The organism is Pseudomonas putida (assembly GCF_001941965.1).
Lineage (GTDB): Bacteria > Pseudomonadota > Gammaproteobacteria > Pseudomonadales > Pseudomonadaceae > Aquipseudomonas > Aquipseudomonas putida_L.
The window spans coordinates 4,684-28,532 of the sequence record NZ_MKZO01000043.1 but is presented as its reverse complement, the minus strand read 5'-3'; the positions used below and the strand labels follow the sequence as shown (position 1 = coordinate 28,532).

General features: G+C 63.1%; 1 protein-coding gene. It reads left to right on the top strand.

Features of this window, described 5'->3' with window-relative positions; translation table 11 throughout:
- The first annotated feature begins 209 nt into the window (after positions 1 to 209).
- Entirely contained in the window at positions 210 to 23,849 is a 23,640-nt protein-coding gene (locus PSEMO_RS22945; RefSeq protein ID WP_075805242.1) for a retention module-containing protein, read from the top strand.

Here is a 23,849-nt window from a genome sequence, read left to right as displayed (position 1 = left end):
ATATCAATGTGACATTAATGGGCCGATTGTTTAGGATGGCGACGCGAGGGTCAATAGTTTGACTCAAAGAAATAAAACTTCTCGCTCAAGCCATTAAATTGACATAAACATTTTTACCAGCGTCTTGCGAAACATTCCAAGCAGATAGCGGCAAACACCAGCCCGATCGCGTATGGAAGCCACATTGAACGGTTAGTTCGGAGAGTCTCATGAGCAGTGTTGTCGCCATCGTCAAGCGTGTTATTGGCCAAGTCGTCGCTGTGTCCCAGGAAGGGGTCCAACGTGTCCTGATCGAAGGCGATCGCCTGTTTGCTGGCGACCAGGTTTTGACGGGCCAGGCCGGTGCCGTGACCCTCGAACTGACCGACGGTCGTACCATAGACCTGGGTCGCGAAACGCAGTGGAGCGCCGACGCTCCTGCGTCCAGCACCGACCTGGAAGAAGCCACCGCCCAGGCCGCGCCCTCTGTAGAAGAGCTGCAAGAAGCCATCGCCGCCGGTGCCGACCCGACCCAGGACCTCGAAGCGACCGCTGCGGGCCCGCAGTCCGAAGGCAGTGGTGCGCCAGGTGGCGGCCACAGCGTGGTGATGCTGGAAGAAGTCGCCGGTGCCGTGGCGCCAGTCATCGGTTACCAGACGGTCGGCCTTAATTTCGCTGCCGACCTGACTGACGAACTGACCGGCGATACCGACACCACGGTCAACCAGGCGGCCACCGCCCTGGTCAACAGCGGCCTTGCCCTGAGCGCCACGCCAAACGTTTCCGAGGCAGGCGGTTCGGTGGTCTATACCGCCACCCTGACCCAGCCGGCGACCGGCGAAACCCGCGTGACCCTGTCCAACGGCCAGGTCATCGTCATTGCCGCCGGGCAATTGACGGGCAGCATTAGCGTCGCGATTCCCGCCAGTGACAACGTTTACATCGACAACCGTCAGATCTCCGTCACCATCACCGGCGCTACCGGCGGCGATGGCCTGAACATTACCCCGAGCACCTCGCCGGCGATGACCACCATCACCGATACCCTCGACACCACCACTGCCAGCCTGACCGCTGGCAGCAGTGCAACCGAGGGCGGCAACATCACTTACACCGTCAGCCTGAACAACCCGGCGCAGACGCCGGTGAGCATCACCCTGTCCAATGGCGCAGTCATCACCATCGCGGCTGGCGAAGCGAGCGGCAGCGTTCAGGTGCCTGTAGGCAATGACGTGTACGCCAACGGCGGCACCGCCAGCGTAACCATTACGGGGGCAACGGGCGGCAACTTCGAGAACCTGGTGCCGAACACCACGCCAGCCGTCACGGTCATCAACGACTCGATCGACACCACTACCGTCAACCTGGGCGCCAACGCCAGCGTTGCCGAGAATGGCGTGATCACCTACACCGCCAGCGTCGGCGCCCCGGTCACCGGCACTCCGGTGGTGATCACCCTGTCCAATGGCCAGACCATCACCATTCCGGTTGGCGGCACCAGCGGCACCGTGCAATTCACTGCACCGAACGACGTCTACAACGGCGCTGCACCGATCAGCACCACCATCACCGGCGTGACCGGCGGCAACTACGAGAACCTGGAGGCCAACCCGGCCCCGGCCGTGACCACCGTCACCGACTCCACCGACACCACCACCGTCAGCCTCGGCGCCAGCAGCAACGTCGCCGAAAACGGCGTGATCACCTACACCGCCAGCGTCACCTCGCCAGTCACCGGTACTCCGATGGTGATCACCCTGTCCAACGGCCAGACCATCACCATCCCGGTCGGCGGCTCCAGCGGCAGCGTGCAGTACACCGCACCGAACGACGTCTATAACGGCGCCAACCCGGTCAGCACTACCATCACCAACGTGGCTGGCGGCAACTTCGAAAGCCTGGTGGCCAACCCGGCCCCGGCCGTGACCACGGTTACCGATACCGTCGACACCACCACCGTCACCCTCGGTGCCAACCCGAGCGTTGCCGAAAACGGCGTGATCACCTACACCGCCAGCGTCGCTTCGCCTGTGACCGGCGCACCAGTGGTCGTGACCCTGTCCAATGGCCAGACCATCACCATCCCGGTCGGCGGGACCAACGGCACCGTGCAGTTCACTGCACCGAACGACGTCTACAACGGCGCGGCGCCGATCAGCACCACCATCGCGGGCGTCAGCGGCGGCAACTTCGAGAACCTGGTGGCCAGCCCGGCCCCGGCCGTGACCACCGTCACCGACAGCACCGACACCACCACCGTCAGCCTCGGCGCCAGCACCAGCGTGGCCGAGAGTGGCGTGATCACCTACACCGCCAGCGTCACCTCGCCGGTCACCGGCACGCCGGTTGTGGTCACTCTGTCCACCGGGCAGAGCATCACCATTCCGGTCGGCAGCACCAGCGGCACCGTGCAGTTCACTGCGCCGAACGACGTCTATAACGGCGCCAACCCGGTCAGCACCACCATCACCAACGTGAGCGGCGGCAACTTCGAAAGCCTGGTGGCCAACCCGACCCCGGCCGTGACCACCGTCACCGACTCCATCGACACCACCACCGTCACCCTCGGCGCCAGCCCAAGCGTTGCCGAGAACGGTGTGATTACCTACACCGCCAGCGTCACCTCGCCGGTCACCGGCGCGCCGGTCATCGTCAGCCTGTCCAATGGCCAGACCATCACCATCCCGGTCGGCGGCACCAGCGGTACCGTGCAGTTCACTGCACCGAACGACGTGTACAACGGCGCAGCGCCGATCAGCACCACCATCGCAGGCGTGGGCGGCGGCAACTTCGAGAACCTGGTGGCCAGCCCGGCGCCGGCCGTGACCACCGTCACCGACACCACCGACACCACCACCGTCAGCCTCGGCGCGACGGCGAGCGTCGCCGAGAACGGTGTGATCACCTACACCGCCAGCGTCACCTCACCGGTGACCGGCACCCCGGTGGTGGTCACCCTGTCCACCGGCCAGACCATCACCATCCCGGTCGGCAGCTCCAGCGGCAGCGTGCAGTTCACCGCACCGAACGACGTGTACAACGGCGCCACGCCGGTCAGCACCACCATCACCAACGTGAGCGGCGGCAACTTCGAGAGCCTGGTGGCCAACCCGGCCGCGGCCGTGACCACCGTCAGCGACAGCGTCGACACCACCACCGTGACCCTGAGCGCCACCCCGAGCGTGCTCGAAGGCGGCGTGGTGACCTACACCGCCTCCGTCGGTGCCCCGGTGACAGGCGCCCCGGTGATCGTCAACCTGGCCAACGGCCAGAGCATCACCATTGCGGTCGGCCAGAGCTCCGGCTCGGTCAACTTCACCGCCCCGGACAACGTGCTCGCCACCAACGCGCCACTGAGCAACAGCATTACTGGCGTCAGCGGTGGCAACTACGAAAGCCTGGTCGCCGGCACCGGCACGACCACCACCACGGTCACCGATGATCCAGCGCGCCTGGACACCACTAATCTGACCCTGAGCGCCACCGGCTCCGTCACCGAAGGCGGGCAGATCGTCTACACCGCCACCCTGAGCAATCCGGCCGGCACCGAGATGAAGATCAGCCTGAGCAATGGTGAAACCATCACCATTGCCCAGGGCCAGACCCAGGGCACCGTGACCTTCGCCGCGCCGACGAACACCGTGTATGTGGATGCCGGCAATGTCAGCGTCACCGTGACCGGCACCACCGGCGGCGACTTCGAGAAGCTGGCGGTCAATCCGGCCGCGGCGGTGACCGCGATCACCGACAGCATCGATACCTCGACCGTCACCCTGACTGCCACCCCGAGCGTGACCGAAGGTGGCGTGGTGACCTACACCGCGACGGTCACTTCGCCGGTTACCGGTACTCCGCTGGTCATCAGCCTGGCCAATGGTCAGTCGATCACCATTCCGGTCAACAGCTCCAGCGGTTCGGTGGACTTCATCGCGCCGAACAACGTGCTGAATACCAACGCACCGTTGATCAACAGCATCACCGGCGTCACGGGCGGCAACTACGAGAAGCTGGACACTGCCGGCGCGCCGACCACGGCGGTCAATGACGATCCGGCTCGCCTGGATACCACCGGCCTGACCCTGTCGGCCACCGGCACCGTTCAGGAAGGCGGCAACATCGTCTATACCGCGCGCCTGAGCAATCCGACCGGTACCGAGATGAAGATCACCCTGAGCAACGGGGGAGTGATCACTATCGGGAAAGGTCTGTCCGAAGGTAGCGTGACCTTCGCAGCCCCGGCCAACACCGTGTATGTGGATGCCGGCAACGTCAGCGTAACCATCACCGGCACCACCGGTGGTGATTTCGAGCATCTGGAAGTCAGCCCGACTGCTGCGGTTACTGCCGTCACTGATTCGGTCGATACCTCGACCGTGACCCTGACCGCGACCGCCAGTGCTGTCGAAGGCGGCGTGGTGACTTACACCGCGTCCGTGACCTCGCCGGTCACCGGCACTCCGTTGGTCATCAGCCTGGCAAACGGCCAGTCAATCACCATTCCGGTCAACTCTTCGAGCGGTTCGGTCGATTTCATCGCGCCGAACAACGTGCTGAACACCAACACCCCGCTGACCAACAGCATCACCGGGGTGACCGGTGGCAACTACGAGAAACTGGATACCGCCGGTGCTCCGACCACTGTCGTGACCGATGATCCGGCTCGCCTGGACACCACTGGCCTGACCCTGTCGGCGACCGGTACCGTCCAGGAAGGCGGCGACATCATCTACACCGCCCGCCTGACCAACCCGGCCGGCACCGAGATGAAGATCACCCTGAGCAACGGGGAAGTGATCACTATCGGGAAAGGTCTGTCCGAAGGCAGCGTGACCTTCGCAGCGCCTGCCAACACTGTCTATGTGGACGCTGGCAACGTCAGCGTCACTATTACCGGTACTATCGGTGGTGATTTCGAACACCTCGAAGTCAGCCCGACTGCTGCAGTTACCGCTGTGACCGACAGCCTCGACACTTCGACTGTCACGCTGACGGCCACCGCCAGTGCCGTCGAAGGCGGCGTCGTTACCTACACCGCTTCGGTCACTGCGCCTGTCACTGGCACTCCTCTGGTCATCAGTCTGGCCAATGGTCAGTCGATCACCATTCCGGTCAATTCTTCGAGCGGTTCGGTCGATTTCATCGCGCCGAACAACGTGCTGAACACCAACACCCCGCTGACCAACAGCATCACCGGGGTGACCGGTGGCAACTACGAGAAGCTGGATACTGCTGGTGCTCCGACCACCGTGGTCACCGACGATCCTGCACGCCTGGACACTACCGGCCTGACCCTGTCGGCCACCGGCACCGTTCAGGAAGGCGGGGACATTATCTACACCGCCCGCCTGACCAATCCGGCTGGTACCGAGATGAAGATCACCCTGAGCAACGGGGAAGTCATCACTATCGGGAAAGGTCTGTCGGAAGGCTCCGTTACCTTCGCAGCCCCGGCCAACACCGTGTATGTGGATGCCGGCAACGTCAGCGTAACCATCACCGGCACCACCGGTGGTGATTTCGAGCATCTGGAAGTCAGCCCGACTGCCGCGGTTACCGCCGTCACTGATTCGGTCGATACCTCGACCGTGACCCTGACTGCGACCGCCAGCGCTGTCGAAGGCGGCGTGGTGACTTACACCGCATCCGTGACTTCGCCGGTCACTGGCACCCCGCTGGTCATCAGCCTGGCCAACGGTCAGTCGATCACCATTCCGGTCAACAGCTCCAGCGGCTCGGTGGACTTCATTGCCCCGAACAACGTGCTCAACACCAACACTCCGCTGACTAACAGCATCACCGGTGTGACCGGCGGTAACTACGAGAAACTGGACACCGCGGGTGCTCCAACCACCGTTGTGACCGACGATCCTGCACGTCTGGACACTACCGGCCTGACCCTGTCCGCCACCGGTACCGTCCAGGAAGGCGGCAACATCATCTACACCGCCCAACTGACCAATCCGGCTGGTACCGAGATGAAGATCACCCTCAGCAACGGGGAAGTGATCACCATCGGCAAAGGTCTGTCGGAAGGCTCCGTGACCTTCGCGGCGCCTGCCAACACCGTCTATGTAGACGCTGGCAGTGTCAGCGTTACCGTCACCGGCACTACCGGTGGTGACTTCGAGCACCTTGAAGTCAGCCCGAGTGCGGCTGTGACCCTCATCACTGACAGCGTCGATACTTCGACTGTCACACTGACCGCGACGGCCAGCGCTGTCGAAGGTGGCGTGGTCACCTACACCGCGTCCGTGACCTCGCCGGTCACCGGCACTCCGCTGGTCATCAGCCTCGCAAACGGCCAGTCGATCACCATTCCGATAAACAGCTCCAGCGGTTCCGTGGACTTCATCGCGCCTAACAACGTGCTGAACACCAACACCCCGCTGACCAACAGCATCACCGGGGTCACCGGCGGCAACTACGAAAAACTGGATACCGCCGGCACGCCAACTACCGTTGTGAACGACGATCCAGCGCGCCTCGACACCACCGGTCTGACCCTGTCGGCCACTGGCACCGTCCAGGAAGGCGGCGACATCATCTACACCGCGCGCCTGACCAACCCGGCCGGCACCGAGATGAAGATCACCCTCAGCAACGGGGAAGTGATCACCATCGGCAAAGGTCTTTCGGAAGGCAGCGTGACTTTCGCGGCGCCGGCCAACACCGTCTACGTCGATGCAGGCAGTATCAGTGTGACCATCACCGGTACCACTGGCGGTGATTTCGAGCACCTGGAAGTCAGCCCGACTGCGGCCGTTACGGCGATCACCGACTCGATCGATACCAGCACCGTAACGCTGACCGCGACTGCCAGCGCTGTAGAAGGTGGCGTGGTGACGTACACCGCGTCCGTGACCTCCCCGGTTACCGGCACCCCATTGGTGATCAGCCTGGCCAACGGCCAAAGCATCACCATTCCGGTCAACAGCTCGAGCGGCTCGGTGGACTTCATCGCGCCTAACAACGTGTTGAACACCAACACGCCGCTGACCAACAGCATCACCGGCGTCACCGGCGGCAACTACGAGAAGCTGGATACCGCGGGTGCTCCGACCACCGTGGTCACCGATGACCCAGCCCGCCTGGACACCACCGGCCTGACCCTCAGCGCCACCGGCACCGTCCAGGAAGGCGGCGACATCATCTACACCGCTCGCCTGACCAACCCGACCGGCACCGAGATGAAGATCACCCTGAGCAATGGGGAAGTGATCACTATCGGGAAAGGTCTGTCTGAAGGTTCTGTGACCTTCGCGGCACCGGCCAACACCGTCTACGTCGATGCGGGCAATGTCAGTGTGACCATCACCGGCACCACCGGCGGTGATTTCGAGCACCTGGAGGTCAGCCCGACTGCGGCCGTCACTGCGATCACCGATTCGATCGATACCAGCACCGTAACGCTGACCGCGACTGCCAGCGCTATCGAAGGCGGTGTGGTCACCTACACGGCCTCCGTGACCTCTCCGGTTACCGGTACTCCATTGGTCATCAGCCTGGCCAACGGCCAGTCGATCACCATTCCGGTCAATTCTTCGAGCGGTTCGGTGGACTTCATCGCCCCGAACAACGTGTTGAACACCAACACGCCGCTGACTAACAGCATTACCGGTGTCACCGGTGGCAACTACGAGAAGCTGGATACCGCGGGCACGCCGACCACCGTCGTGAACGATGATCCGGCTCGCCTGGACACCACCGGCCTGACCCTGTCCGCCACTGGCACCGTCCAGGAAGGCGGCGATATCGTCTATACCGCGCGTCTGACCAACCCTGCCGGCACCGAGATGAAGATCACCCTGAGCAACGGGGAAGTCATCACCATCGGGAAAGGTCTGTCTGAAGGTTCCGTGACCTTCGCAGCGCCTGCCAACACCGTGTATGTGGATGCTGGAAACGTCAGCGTCACCATCACCGGCACCACTGGTGGCGATTTCGAGCACTTGGAAGTCAGCCCGACTGCTGCGGTTACCGCCATTACCGATTCGGTCGATACCTCGACCGTCACGCTGACGGCGACCGCCAGCGCTGTCGAAGGCGGCGTAGTGACGTACACGGCGTCCGTGACTGCACCTGTAACCGGCACCCCGTTGGTCATCAGCCTGGCCAACGGTCAGTCGATCACCATCCCGGTCAACAGCTCCAGCGGTTCGGTGGACTTCATCGCGCCTAACAACGTGCTGAATACCAACACCCCGTTGACCAACAGCATTACGGGTGTAACCGGTGGCAACTACGAAAAACTGGATACCGCCGGTGCTCCGACTACCGTCGTGACCGATGATCCAGCGCGCCTGGACACTACCGGCCTGACCCTCAGCGCCACTGGCACCGTCCAGGAAGGCGGCGACATCGTGTACACCGCCCGCCTGACCAACCCGGCTGGCACCGAGATGAAGATCACGCTGAGCAACGGCGAGGTCATCACTATCGGCAAAGGTCTGTCCGAAGGCTCCGTGACCTTTGCCGCCCCAGCGAACACTGTGTATGTCGACGCGGGCAACGTCAGCGTGACCATCACTGGCACCATTGGCGGCGACTTCGAGCACCTCGAAGTCAGCCCGACCGCAGCCGTAACCGCCATCACCGACAGCATCGACACCTCGACTGTCACGCTGACCGCGACGGCCAGTGCTGTTGAAGGTGGCATCGTCACTTACACCGCTTCGGTCACCTCGCCGGTCACGGGCACCCCGCTGGTCATCAGCTTGGCCAACGGCCAGTCGATCACCATTCCGGTCAATTCTTCGAGCGGCTCGGTCGATTTCATCGCGCCGAACAACGTGTTGAACACCAACACGCCACTGACCAACAGCATCACCGGCGTCACGGGTGGCAACTACGAAAAACTCGACACCGCTGGTGCTCCGACTACCGTCGTGAACGACGACCCGGCTCGCCTGGACACCACCGGCCTGACCTTGTCCGCGACCGGTACCGTCCAGGAAGGCGGCGACATCATCTATACCGCCCGCCTGACCAACCCGGCCGGCACCGAAATGAAGATCACCCTGAGCAACGGGGAAGTGATCACTATCGGAAAAGGTCTGTCTGAAGGCTCCGTGACCTTTGCGGCACCGGCCAACACCGTCTACGTCGATGCCGGTAATGTCAGCGTCACCATCACCGGCACTACCGGTGGTGATTTCGAGCACCTCGAAGTCAGTCCGACTGCCGCCGTGACTGCGATCACCGACTCGATCGACACCAGCACCGTGACCCTGACCGCGACTGCCAGCGCTGTAGAAGGTGGCGTCGTCACTTACACCGCGTCCGTCACTTCGCCTGTGACCGGTACCCCGCTGGTGATCAGCCTCGCCAACGGCCAAAGCATCACTATCCCGGTCAACAGTTCCAGCGGTTCGGTGGACTTCATTGCCCCGAACAACGTGTTGAACACCAACACGCCGCTGACCAACAGCATCACCGGCGTAACCGGCGGCAACTACGAAAAACTCGACACCGCTGGCACCCCGACCACCGTCGTGAACGACGATCCGGCTCGCCTGGACACCACTGGCCTGACCCTGTCCGCCACTGGCACCGTCCAGGAAGGCGGCGATATCGTCTACACCGCCCGCCTGACCAACCCGGCTGGCACCGAAATGAAGATCACGCTGAGCAACGGCGAGGTCATCACTATCGGTAAAGGCCTGAGTGAAGGCAGCGTGACCTTCGCAGCCCCGGCGAACACCGTCTATGTGGATGCCGGCAACGTCAGCGTGACCATCACCGGCACCACTGGCGGCGACTTCGAGCACCTCGAAGTCAGCCCGACTGCTGCGGTTACCGCCATCACCGACAGTGTCGATACCTCGACCGTGACCCTGACTGCGACCGCCAGCGCTGTCGAAGGCGGCGTGGTGACTTACACCGCGTCCGTGACCTCGCCGGTCACTGGCACTCCTCTGGTCATCAGTCTGGCCAATGGTCAGTCGATCACCATCCCGGTCAACAGCTCCAGCGGTTCGGTGGACTTCATCGCGCCTAACAACGTGCTGAACACCAACACGCCGCTGACCAACAGCATTACCGGGGTTACCGGTGGCAACTACGAGAAACTGGATACCGCCGGTGCTCCGACTACCGTCGTGACCGATGATCCAGCACGTCTGGACACCACTGGCCTGACCCTCAGCGCCACCGGCACCGTCCAGGAAGGCGGCGATATCGTCTACACCGCCCGCCTGACCAACCCTGCCGGCACCGAGATGAAGATCACCCTGAGCAACGGGGAAGTGATCACTATCGGCAAAGGTCTGTCCGAAGGTAGCGTGACCTTCGCAGCGCCTGCCAACACCGTTTACGTGGATGCGGGGAATGTCAGCGTCACTATCACCGGTACTACCGGTGGTGACTTCGAACACCTGGAAGTCAGCCCGACTGCAGCTGTGACTGCGATCACCGACTCGGTCGACACCAGCACCGTGACCCTGACCGCTACGGCCAGTGCTGTTGAAGGTGGCATTGTCACCTACACCGCGTCCGTGACTGCCCCTGTAACCGGCACCCCGCTGGTCATCAGCCTGGCCAACGGTCAGTCGATCACCATTCCGGTCAACAGCTCCAGCGGCTCGGTGGACTTCATTGCCCCGAACAACGTGCTGAATACCAACACACCGCTGACCAACAGCATTACCGGGGTTACCGGTGGCAACTACGAGAAACTGGATACCGCCGGTACTCCAACTACCGTCGTGAACGATGATCCAGCCCGCCTGGACACCACTGGTCTCACCCTGTCGGCCACCGGTACCGTTCAGGAGGGCGGCGACATCGTCTACACCGCCCGCCTGACCAATCCGGCCGGCACCGAGATGAAGATCACCCTCAGTAACGGGGAAGTGATCACCATCGGCAAAGGTCTGTCCGAAGGTTCCGTGACCTTCGCGGCGCCTGCCGACACCGTTTATGTGGATGCCGGCAATATCAGCGTGACCATCACCGGCACTACCGGTGGTGACTTCGAACACCTGGAGGTCAGCCCGACTGCGGCCGTAACCGCCATCACTGACAGTGTCGATACCTCGACTGTCACGCTGACGGCGACCGCAAGCGCTGTCGAAGGCGGCGTGGTGACCTACACCGCGTCCGTCACCGCTCCGGTCACCGGCACCCCACTGGTCATCAGCCTGGCGAATGGTCAGTCGATCACCATTCCGGTCAATTCTTCGAGCGGCTCGGTCGATTTCATCGCCCCGAACAACGTGCTGAATACCAACACACCGCTGACCAACAGCATCACCGGTGTGACTGGCGGCAACTACGAAAAACTGGACACCGCCGGTACTCCGACCACCGTCGTGAACGATGATCCGGCTCGCTTGGACACTACTGGTCTGACCCTGTCCGCGACAGGCACCGTTCAGGAAGGCGGCGACATTATCTACACCGCCCGCCTGACCAACCCGGCCGGCACCGAAATGAAGATCACCCTGAGCAACGGGGAAGTGATCACTATCGGGAAAGGTCTGTCTGAAGGCTCCGTGACCTTTGCGGCACCGGCCAACACCGTCTACGTCGATGCCGGTAATGTCAGCGTCACCATCACCGGCACTACCGGTGGTGATTTCGAGCATCTTGAAGTCAGCCCGACTGCGGCAGTGACTGCAATCACCGACAGCATCGACACCTCGACTGTCACGCTGACGGCGACCGCCAGTGCCGTTGAAGGTGGTGTTGTCACCTACACCGCTTCCGTGACCTCTCCGGTTACCGGTACGCCATTGGTCATCAGCCTGGCCAACGGTCAGTCGATCACCATTCCGGTCAACTCTTCGAGCGGCTCGGTCGACTTCATCGCTCCGAACAACGCACTCAACACCAACGCGCCGCTGACCAACAGCATCACCGGCGTCACGGGTGGCGACTACGAAAAACTGGACACCGCCGGCACGCCGACCACTGTCGTGAACGACGACCCGGCTCGCCTGGACACCACTGGCCTGACCCTGTCGGCCACCGGCACCGTCCAGGAAGGCGGCGACATTATCTACACCGCCCGCCTGACCAATCCGGCTGGCACCGAGATGAAGGTCACGCTGAGCAACGGCGAAGTGATCACCATCGGCAAAGGCCTTTCCGAAGGCTCCGTGACCTTCGCGGCCCCGGCCAACACTGTTTACGTCGATGCCGGCAACGTCAGCGTCACCATCACCGGCACTACTGGTGGCGACTTCGAGCACCTCGAAGTCAGCCCGACTGCAGCTGTGACTGCGATCACCGATTCGGTCGACGCCAGCACCGTGACCCTGACCGCGACGGCCAGTGCTGTTGAAGGTGGCATCGTCACCTACACCGCGTCCGTAACCTCCCCGGTTACCGGTACTCCGTTGGTCATCAGCCTGGCCAACGGCCAGTCGATCACCATTCCGGTCAATAGCTCCAGCGGCTCGGTGGACTTCATTGCCCCGAACAACGTGCTCAACACCAACACGCCGCTGACCAACAGCATCACCGGCGTAACCGGCGGCAACTACGAAAAACTCGACACTGCTGGCACCCCGACCACCGTCGTGAACGACGACCCGGCTCGCCTCGATACCACTGGCTTGACGTTGAGCGCGACCGGCACCGTCCAGGAAGGCGGCGACATCGTCTATACCGCTCGCCTGACCAATCCGGCTGGCACCGAGATGAAGATCACCCTCAGCAACGGGGAAGTGATCACTATCGGCAAAGGTCTGTCTGAAGGCTCCGTGACCTTCGCGGCACCTGCAAACACCGTCTATGTCGATGCTGGCAATGTCAGTGTGACTATCACCGGCACTACTGGTGGCGACTTCGAGCACCTCGAAGTCAGCCCTACGGCGGCCGTCACTGCTGTTACCGATTCGGTCGATACGTCGACCGTTACGCTGACCGCGACCGCCAGCGCTGTTGAAGGTGGCATCGTCACCTACACCGCGTCCGTGACTGCCCCTGTAACCGGCACCCCGCTGATCATCAGCCTGGCCAACGGTCAGTCGATCACCATTCCGGTCAACAGCGCCAGCGGCTCGGTGGACTTCATTGCGCCGAACAACGTGCTGAATACCAACACACCACTGACCAACAGCATCACCGGTGTGACTGGCGGCAACTACGAAAAACTGGACACCGCCGGTACGCCGACCACCGTCGTGAACGACGATCCGGCTCGCCTGGACACTACTGGCCTGACCCTGTCCGCGACAGGGACCGTCCAGGAAGGCGGCGACATCATCTACACCGCGCGCCTGACCAATCCGGCCGGCACCGAGATGAAGATCACGCTGAGCAATGGCGAGGTCATCACTATCGGCAAGGGCCTTTCCGAAGGATCCGTGACCTTCGCAGCCCCAGCGAACACCGTTTATGTGGACGCTGGCAACGTCAGCGTGACCATCACCGGCACGACCGGTGGTGACTTCGAACACCTCGAAGTCAGCCCGACTGCGGCCGTCACGGCTGTAACCGACTCGCTCGACACCAGTACCGTGACCCTGACCGCTACGGCCAGCGCTGTTGAAGGTGGCGTCGTCACCTACACCGCTTCGGTCACTGCGCCTGTGACTGGCACTCCTCTGGTCATCAGCCTGGCGAATGGTCAGTCGATCACCATCCCGGTCAACAGCTCCAGCGGTTCGGTGGACTTCATCGCACCGAACAACGTGTTGAACACCAATACCCCGCTGACCAACAGCATCACCGGCGTGACTGGCGGCAATTACGAAAAACTGGACACCGCTGGTGCTCCGACCACCGTCGTGACCGATGATCCGGCTCGCCTCGATACCACTGGCTTGACGTTGAGCGCGACCGGCACCGTCCAGGAAGGCGGCGACATTATCTACACCGCCCGCCTGACCAACCCGGCTGGCACCGAGATGAAGATCACCCTCAGCAACGGGGAAGTGATCACTATCGGCAAAGGTCTGTCTGAAGGCTCGGTTACCTTCGCGGCACCTGCAAACACCGTCTATGTCGATGCTGGCAATGTCAGCGTGACCATTACCGGCACCACTGGCGGTGACTTCGAACACCTCGAAGTCAGCCCGACGGCTGCCGTGACTGCGGTAACCGATTCGGTCGATACGTCGACCGTTACGCTGACCGCGACCGCCAGCGCTGTTGAAGGTGGCATCGTCACCTACACCGCGTCCGTCACCGCTCCGGTCACCGGCACTGCGCTGGTCATCAGCCTGGCCAACGGCCAGTCGATCACCATCCCGGTCAACAGCTCCAGCGGTTCCGTGGACTTCATCGCGCCTAACAACGTGCTGAACACCAACACCCCGCTGACCAACAGCATCACCGGCGTAACCGGCGGCAACTACGAAAAACTGGATACCGCGGGTGCTCCGACCACCGTGGTCACCGACGACCCAGCCCGCCTGGACACCACCGGCCTGACCCTCAGCGCCACCGGCACCGTCCAGGAAGGCGGCGACATCATCTACACCGCCCGCCTGACCAACCCGACCGGCACCGAGATGAAGATCACCCTGAGCAACGGGGAAGTGATCACAATCGGCAAGGGCCTGTCCGAAGGCAGCGTGACCTTCCCGGCCCCGGCGAACACCGTGTATGTCGACGCCGGTAACGTCAGCGTGACCATCACCGGCACCACCGGCGGCGACTTCGAGCACCTCGAGGTCAGCCCGACTGCAGCCGTGACTGCCGTCACCGACTCGCTCGACACCTCGACCGTGACCCTGACCGCCAGCGGCAGCGCCCTGGAAGGCGGCGTGGTGACCTACACCGCGTCCGTCACCTCGCCTGTCACCGGTACTCCGCTGGTCATCAGCCTGGCCAACGGCCAGTCGATTACCATCCCGGTCAACGCTTCCAGCGGTTCGGTGGACTTCACCGCACCGAACAACGTCTACGGCACCAACCCGGCGCTGACCAACAGCATCACCGGCGTGAGCGGCGGCAACTTCGAGAAGCTGGTCACCGATGGCACGCCATCGACCGTCATCAACGACAACCCGGCCAACCTCGACACCACCGGCGTCAGCCTTATCGCCACCGGCACCGTGCAGGAAGGCGGGCAGATCACCTATACCGCCAAGCTGACCAACCCGGCCGGCAGCGAGATGACCATCAACCTGAGCAACGGGTCGAGCATCACCATCGGCAAGGGCTTGAGCGAAGGCTTCGTCACCGTCGACGCGCCGAAAAACAGCGTCTACGTGGATGCCACCAACGTCAGCGCGACCATCACCGGCACCACCGGTGGTGACTTCGAGAAGCTGGCGGTCAGTCCGACTCCGGCGGTCACCGCAGTCACCGACACCGTCGACACCTCGACCGTGACCCTGACCGCGACCCCGAGCGTGACCGAAGGCGGCGTAGTGACCTACACCGCCACCGTCAGCTCGCCGGTCACCGTGGCTCCACTGGTCGTGACCCTGGCCAACGGCCAGAGCATCACCATCGAGGTCAACGCCACCAGCGGCTCGGTCAACTACACCGCGCCGAACAACGTCTATGCCACCAACGTGCCGCTGACCAACAGCATCACCGACGTGAGCGGCGGCAACTTCGAGAAGATCGTTGCTATCGGCAACACGACCACTGCGGTCAACGACAACCCGTCGAACCTGGACACCACCAACGTCACCCTGACCGCCACCAACTCGGTGGACGAAGGTGGCCAGATCACCTACACCGCCAAGGTCAGCAACCCGACCGGCAGCGAGATGACGATCAGCCTGAGCAACGGCTCGACCATCACCATCGCCAAAGGCCTGAGCGAAGGCACCGTCACCGTCGATGCGCCGAAGAACAGCGTGTATGTCGACGCGACCAACGTCAGCGCCAGCATTACCGGCGTCAGCGGCGGTGATTTCGAGAAGGTGAATGTCAACGCGACCCCGGCGGTCACGGCGATCACCGATACCCTCGACACCTCGACCGTGACCCTGACGGCTACCCCGAGTGCAGTGGAAGGCGGCGTCGTCACCTACACCGCCACCGTAACCTCGCCAGTGACCGTAGCTCCGCTGGTCATCAGCCTGGCCAACGGCCAATCGATCACCATCGCGGTCAACGCAACCAGCGGCTCGGTGGACTTCACCGCGCCGAACAACGTCTACAACACCAACTCGTCGCTGACCAACAGCATCACCGGCGTCACAGGCGGCAACTACGAAAAACTGGTGACGGCGGGCACGACCACCACCGTGATCAACGACAATCCGAACAACCTCGACACCACCGGCGTTTCGCTCACTGCGACCGGTACTGTCCAGGAAGGCGGCCAGATCACCTACACCGCGAAACTGACCAACCCGACCGGTACCGCGATGACCGTGTCGCTGTCCAACGGCTCGACCATCACCATTGCCAAAGGCCAGAGCGAAGGCTTCGTCACCGTCGATGCGCCGAAAAACAGCGTGTATGTCGACGCGACCAACGTCAGCGCCACCATTACCGGCACCACCGGTGGTGACTTCGAGAAACTGGCGATCAGTTCGACTCCGGCCGTCACTGCGGTGACCGATACGATCGACACCTCGACCGTGAATCTGACCGCGACCCCGAGCGTGACCGAGGGCGGCGTGGTGACCTACACCGCCACCGTGACCTCGCCGGTCACCGTCGCGCCGCTGGTCATCAGCCTGGCCAACGGCCAACAGATCACCATCGCGGTCAACGCCACCAGCGGCTCGGTCAACTACACCGCGCCGAACAACGTCTACACCGCCAACGCGCCGCTGACCAACAGCATCACCGGCATGACGGGCGGTAACTACGAGAAGCTGGTGAGCACCGGTACGACCACCACCGTGGTCAACGACAACCCGAACAACCTGGACACCACCAACGTCACCCTCACCGCCACCAACTCGGTGGACGAAGGTGGCCAGATCACTTACACCGCCAAGGTCAGCAACCCGACTGATACGGCTATGACGGTGAGCCTGAGCAACGGTTCGACCATCACCATCGCCAAAGGCCAGAGCGAAGGCTTCGTCACCGTCGATGCGCCGAGAAACAGCGTGTACGTAGACGCGACCAACGTCAGCGCCAGCATCACCGGCACTACCGGCGGCGGCTTCGAGAAGGTCAACGTCAATGCGACGCCTGCCGTGACTGCGATCACCGACACGATCGACACCTCGACCGTGACCCTGACCGCGACTCCGAGCGCTGTGGAAGGTGGCGTGGTGACCTACACCGCGACCGTGACTTCGCCGGTTACCGTAGCGCCACTGGTCATCAGCCTGGCCAATGGTCAGTCGATCACCATCGCGGTGAACGCCACCAGCGGTTCGGTCAACTTCACCGCACCGAACAACGTCTACAACACCAACTCGGCGCTGACCAACAGCATCACCGGTGTCACTGGCGGCAACTACGAGAAGCTGGTCACTGCGGGCAATCCGTCCACGATCATCAACGACAACCCGAACAACCTCGACACCACCGGGGTCAGCCTGACCGCCACCGGCACCGTCCAGGAAGGCGGCCAGATCACCTACACCGCGAAACTGACCAACCCGGCCGGTACCGCGATGACCGTGAGCCTGAGCAACGGTTCGACCATCACCATCGCCAAGGGTCAGAGCGAAGGCTTCGTCACCGTCGACGCACCGAAGAACAGCGTCTACGTCGACGCCACCAACGTCACTGCCAGCATCACCGGCACCACCGGCGGCGACTTCGAGAAACTGGCGATCAGTTCGACCCCGGCGATCACCGCCGTGACCGACACCATCGACACCTCGACCGTCACCCTGACCGCGACCCCAAGCGTGATCGAAGGCGGCGTGGTGACCTACACCGCGACCGTCACCTCGCCGGTCACCGTAGCGCCATTGGTCATCAGCCTGGCCAACGGTCAGCAGATCACCATCGCGGTCAATGCCACCAGCGGTTCGGTGGACTTCACCGCGCCGAACAACGTCTACGCCACCAACGCGCCGCTGACCAACAGCATCACCGGCATGAGCGGCGGCAACTACGAGAAGCTGGTGTCCACCGGCACCACGACCACCGTGGTCAACGACAACCCGTCGAGCCTGGACACCACCAACGTCACCCTCACCGCCACCAACTCGGTGGATGAAGGCGGCCAGATCACCTACACCGCGAAACTCAGCAACCCGGCTGGCAGCGCCATGACCGTGAACCTGAGCAACGGCTCGACCATCACCATCGCCAAGGGCCTGAGCGAAGGCACCGTCAGCGTCGACGCGCCGAAGAACAGCGTCTACGTCGATGCCACCAGCGTCAGCGCCAGCATCACCGGCATCACCGGCGGCGATTTCGAGAAGGTCAACATCAGCACCACCCCGGCGATCACCTCGATCACCGACACCATCGACACCTCGACCGTGACCCTGACCGCGACCCCGAGCGTGACTGAAGGCGGCGTAGTCACCTACACCGCGACCGTCACCTCGCCGGTCACCGTAGCGCCATTGGTCATCAGCCTGGCCAACGGCCAGTCGATCACCATCGCGGTCAACGCCACCAGCGGCTCGGTGAACTTCACCGCGCCGAACAACGTGTACGCCAGCAACCCGGCGCTGACCAACAGCATCACCGGCGTGACCGGCGGCAACTACGAGAAGCTGGTGACGGCGGGCACGACCACCACCGTGGTCAACGACAACCCGAACAACCTCGACACCACCGGCGTCAGCCTCACCGCGACCGGCACCGTCCAGGAAGGCGGACAGATCACCTACGTCGCCAAGCTGACCAACCCGGCCGGCAGCGCGATGACCGTAACCCTGTCCAACGGCTCGACCATCAACATCGCCAAGGGCCTGAGCGAAGGCTCGGTGACCGTCGATGCGCCGAAGAACAGCGTCTACGTCGATGCCACCAACGTCAGCGCGACCATCACCGGCACCACTGGCGGTGACTTCGAGAAGCTGGCGATCAGCTCGACGCCTGCGGTAACGGCGGTGACCGACACCATCGATACGTCGACCGTGACCCTGACCGCGACCCCAAGCGTGATCGAAGGCGGCGTGGTGACCTACACCGCCACCGTGACCTCGCCGGTCACCGTTGCCCCGCTGGTCATCAGCCTGGCCAACGGCCAACAGATCACCATCGCGGTCAATGCCACCAGCGGCACCGTGACCTATGTCGCGCCGAACAACGTGTACAGCACCAACACGCCGCTGACCAACAGCATCACCGGCATGACCGGCGGCAACTACGAGAAACTGGTGAGCACCGGCAACACCACCACCGTGGTCAACGACAACCCGTCGAACCTGGACACCACCAACGTCACCCTGACCGCGACCAACACCGTGCAGGAAGGCGGCCAGATCACCTACACCGCGAAGCTGTCCAACCCGGCCGGCACCGCGATGACCGTGACCCTGAGCAACGGTTCGACCATCAATATCGCCAAGGGCCTGAGCGAAGGCTCGGTGACCATCGATGCGCCGAAAAACAGCGTGTACGTCGATGCCACCAACGTCAGCGCGACCATCACCGCCACCACCGGCGGCGATTTCGAGAAGGTCAACGTCAGCTCGGCCGCGGCCGTGACCTCGGTCACCGACACCATCGACACTTCGACCGTGACCCTGACCGCCACGCCAAGCGTGGTCGAAGGCGGCGTGGTGACCTACACCGCGACCGTCAGCTCGCCAGTGACCCTGGCGCCGCTGGTCATTAGCCTGGCCAACGGCCAGCAGATCACCATCGCCGTCAACGCCACTAGCGGCTCGGTCAACTACACCGCGCCGAACAACGTCTACACCGCCAACCCGGCGCTGACCAACAGCATCACCGGGGTCACCGGCGGCAACTTCGAGAAACTGGAAACCTCCGGCACCACCAGCACCACGGTTACCGACGGCCCTATCGACACCACCACCGTCAGCCTGAGCGCCACCAGCTCGGTGCAGGAAGGCGGGCAGATCACCTATACCGCGACCCTGACCAACCCGGCCGCATCGGCGGTGACCGTGACCCTGTCCAACGGTGCGACCATCACCATCGGCAAGGACCAGCTGTCCAACAGCATCACCGTGCCAGCGCCGGCGGATACCCCGTACATCGACGCCACCAACATCAGCGCGAAGATCACCGGTGCCACTGGCGGCGGCTTCGAGAACCTGACCTACAGCAGCACTGCGGCGGTCACCCAGGTCACCGACACCAATACGCCGACCACCATCAGCATCACCGGCAGCACGCTGGTGGCCGAAGGCGCGACCGGCACCTACACCCTCAACCTGAGCAACCCGTCGCAGTCGGCGGTCACCGTCAAGCTGAGCTACTCCGGCACCGCCACCAACGGTTCGGACTACACCGGCGTGACCACCGTGACCATCCCGTCCGGGGCGAGCAAGGTCGACTTCACCATCCCGACCATCAAGGACCTGGTCACCGAGGGCACCGAGCAGTTCACCGTCAAGATCGACTCGGCCACCGGTGGCAACTTCGAGAGCGTGGTGGTCAGCCCGACCCTGGGCAGCGTGACCACCTCGATCTTCGAGCCGGCGCCGGTGCTGGACCTGGATGCCAACAACTCCAGCGGCGCCACCGGTGCGGACTACCAGGTGACCTTCACCGAAGGCCAGCCGGGTACCGGCGTGTCCATCGGCGACGTGGACCTGAGCATCACCGACTACGACAGCACCCTGATGACCGGTGCCACCGTGACCCTGACCAACCGCATGGCCGGTGACGCCCTGAACCTGGGCAACAGCGTCGGCGGCATCACCATCAATGCGGTGAACACCAACGACAAGATCGTCCTGACCCTGTCCGGCCCCGGCACCATCGCCGACTACGTCGCACGCCTGAAGAACATCACCTTCATCAACACCAGCGATGACCCGAGCAGCACGCCGCGGATCATCACCGTGACGGTCACCGACGGGGTCAACACCTCGAACGTCGCCACCACCACGGTCAACGTGGTGCCGGTGAACGATGCGCCGACCGCCGCCGGTGGCGAGATCACCGGGACCGAAGACACCGACCTGGCGCTGAACTGGGCCAGCCTCAACATCAGCGACCTGGACAACCTGCCGAGCGCACTGGGTATCACCATCACCCAGCTGCCGACCCTGGGCAGCCTGCAGTACAAGGACGGCAGCACCTGGAAGACCCTGACCGCCGCCGATGTCGGCAAGGTCTTCAGCAAGGCCGATATCGATGCGGGCAACCTGAAGTTCGTGCCGCTGGCCAACCAGTCGGGCATCAGCGCCAACGGCGGCACCGGCGTGGGCAACCAGCAGGCGGACTACGCGCAGATCAAGTTCAAGCCGTACGACGGCAAGGACATGGGCAACGAAGCCACGCTGAAGGTCGATATCACGCCGGTCGCCGACAAGCCGACGCTGAGCATCGCCAGCAACGCCGTGGCTTCCATCGGCCTGACCAAGGAAATCTGGACCGGCCTGTCGGGCCTGGGCACCGACGGTAACGGTGCCAATGCCGCGACCCTCAAGTCGGTCATCGACGCTGCGGCAGGCAAGGCGAACTCCACCGCCATCGCCACCAACGTGGCCTCGACCGGCGATGTCGCCGCAGGCACCGCCTCGAAGACCTCCGGCCTGATGTACATGGAAGCCGGCAGCACCTACAAATTCACCGGGGTCGGCGACGACAGCCTGGCGGTGGTCGTAGGCGGCAAGGACGTGGCCAGCACCACCTGGGGCGCCGGTGGCCAGCTCAACGGCACCTTCACCCCGGTCAAGAGCGGCTACTACACCGTCGAGATCTACCACTACAACCAGGCGGGCCCGGGCAGCTACGACGTCAACGTCTCGGTCAACGGCGGCGCCACCATCGACGTCAGCCAGGTCGGCACCGCGCTGTACCCGACCGTGGCGGCCCTGGCGGCAGCCGGCGTGACCGTGTCCGACCTGCACGGCACCAACGGCAAGGGCTATTACGACGGCTACAAGCTCAACGAAGGCGGCGAGAACGGCACGGTCAAGCTGGCCGCGATCACTACCGCACTGACCGATACCGACGGTTCGGAAACCCTGGCGGTCAAGCTGGGCGGCATTCCTGCGGGCTCGGTGATCAGCGATGGCGCCGGTCACAGCGTCACCGTCGGCTCCGGCCTGGTGGACGTCACCGGCTGGACCCTGAACTCGCTGACCATCAAGCCACCGGCGTACTACTCCGGGACCTTCAACGTGTCGGTCAGCTCGATCTCCACCGAGAGCATCAACGGCAGCACCGCCACCACCCCGGGCAGCATCAAGGTCACCGTGTACGGCGACACCTATGCCGTGGCGACCAACGCCACTGCCGACAGCGACACCTGGACCGGTACCGACGGCAACGACATCATCGCCGCCGACATCAACGGCCTGCACGTGGTCGCCGGGCAGAACTACAACCTGGCGTTCATCGTCGACACCTCGGGCAGTATGAAAGACTCGGTGGACGCGGCGCAGAAGGCCCTGCAATCGGTCTTCACCACCCTGTCCAACAGCGTCCAGGGCGCCAGCTCGGGTACGGTGAACATTCTCCTGGTGGACTTCGCCACCCAGGTGAAATCCACCGTGGCGGTCAACCTGGCCGACAGCGGCGCCCTGCAGACCCTGAAAAACGCCCTGACCGCGATGACGGCCAACGGCGGTACCAACTACGAGGACGCGTTCAAGACCACGGCCAACTGGTTCCAGAACCTGAAGGACGCCGGGGTTACCGGTGACAACCAGACCTTCTTCATCACTGACGGCCAACCGACCTACTACCAAACTGGCGAACGCACCAACCCGACGCTGATCACCTACGTGGGCAGCAAGCCGAACCTGACGATGGATAGCTATCTGACGTCGATCAATTACAAACTGGGCCAGGTGGTCAACGTCAACCTGGACAGCAGCAACCGCCTGACTATCGACAGCAGCGGCAACCTGAACCTGTACAAGTACGGCAGCTATTACTCGTCGCTCAGCGGTACGCTGCATGCCCAAGGCGACGGGACTTATGAGCTGTCTAGCCTGGCGGGCCAAGGAAGCTATGCCGATTCGGACACCACCAGTAACTCCAAGAGCGCGTTTGCGGTGCTCAAGGCTCTGTCCCCGAATATCGAGGCCATCGGCATCGGTGGTGATATCAATACCAACGACCTGAAGCCCTACGACTCCGACGGCAAGCCGCAGACCAACATCGACGCCAGCAACCTGGCCGATGCCATCCTCGGCCATACCGAGGCGACCCTGCCGGGCAACGACACGGTCAACGCCGGCGACGGCAATGACATCGTGTTCGGCGACCTGATCATGTTCCCGTCCGTGGCGGGCAACGGAGTGGAGGCGCTGCAAAGCTACGTCGCCAAGCAGACCGGCCTGGATGCCAGCGCGATCGACAGCAAGGCCATGCACCAGTACGTCACCGAGCACATCAGCGAGTTCGACATCTCCCGTACCAGCGACGGTGACGACAAGCTCTATGGTGGCGACGGCAATGACATTCTCTTCGGCCAGGGCGGTAACGATTACCTCGATGGCGGCAAGGGCAATGACATCCTGCTCGGCGGTACCGGCAACGACACCCTGCTGGGTGGCGAAGGCAACGACCTGCTGTTCGGCGGCAAGGGCAACGACACCATGACCGGGGGCGCGGGTGCCGACACCTTCATCTGGCGTGCGGGCGATACCGGCAACGACATCATCAAGGACTTCAAGCCGGCCGAAGGTGACCGTCTCGACCTGAGCGACCTGCTCCAGGGCGAGAAGGGCACCACCATCGACAACTACCTGAAGATCACCACGGTGAACGGCGAGTCGACCCTGCAGGTCAGTAGCGAAGGCAAGCTCAACGCTACCGGCGGCATCGCCAATGCCGACGTGACGATCAAGCTGGAAGGGGTGAACTGGTCCAATACCTCGATCAACTCGTTGATCAGCGGTGCGGACCCGACCATCAAGATCGACCACAACAACAGCTGA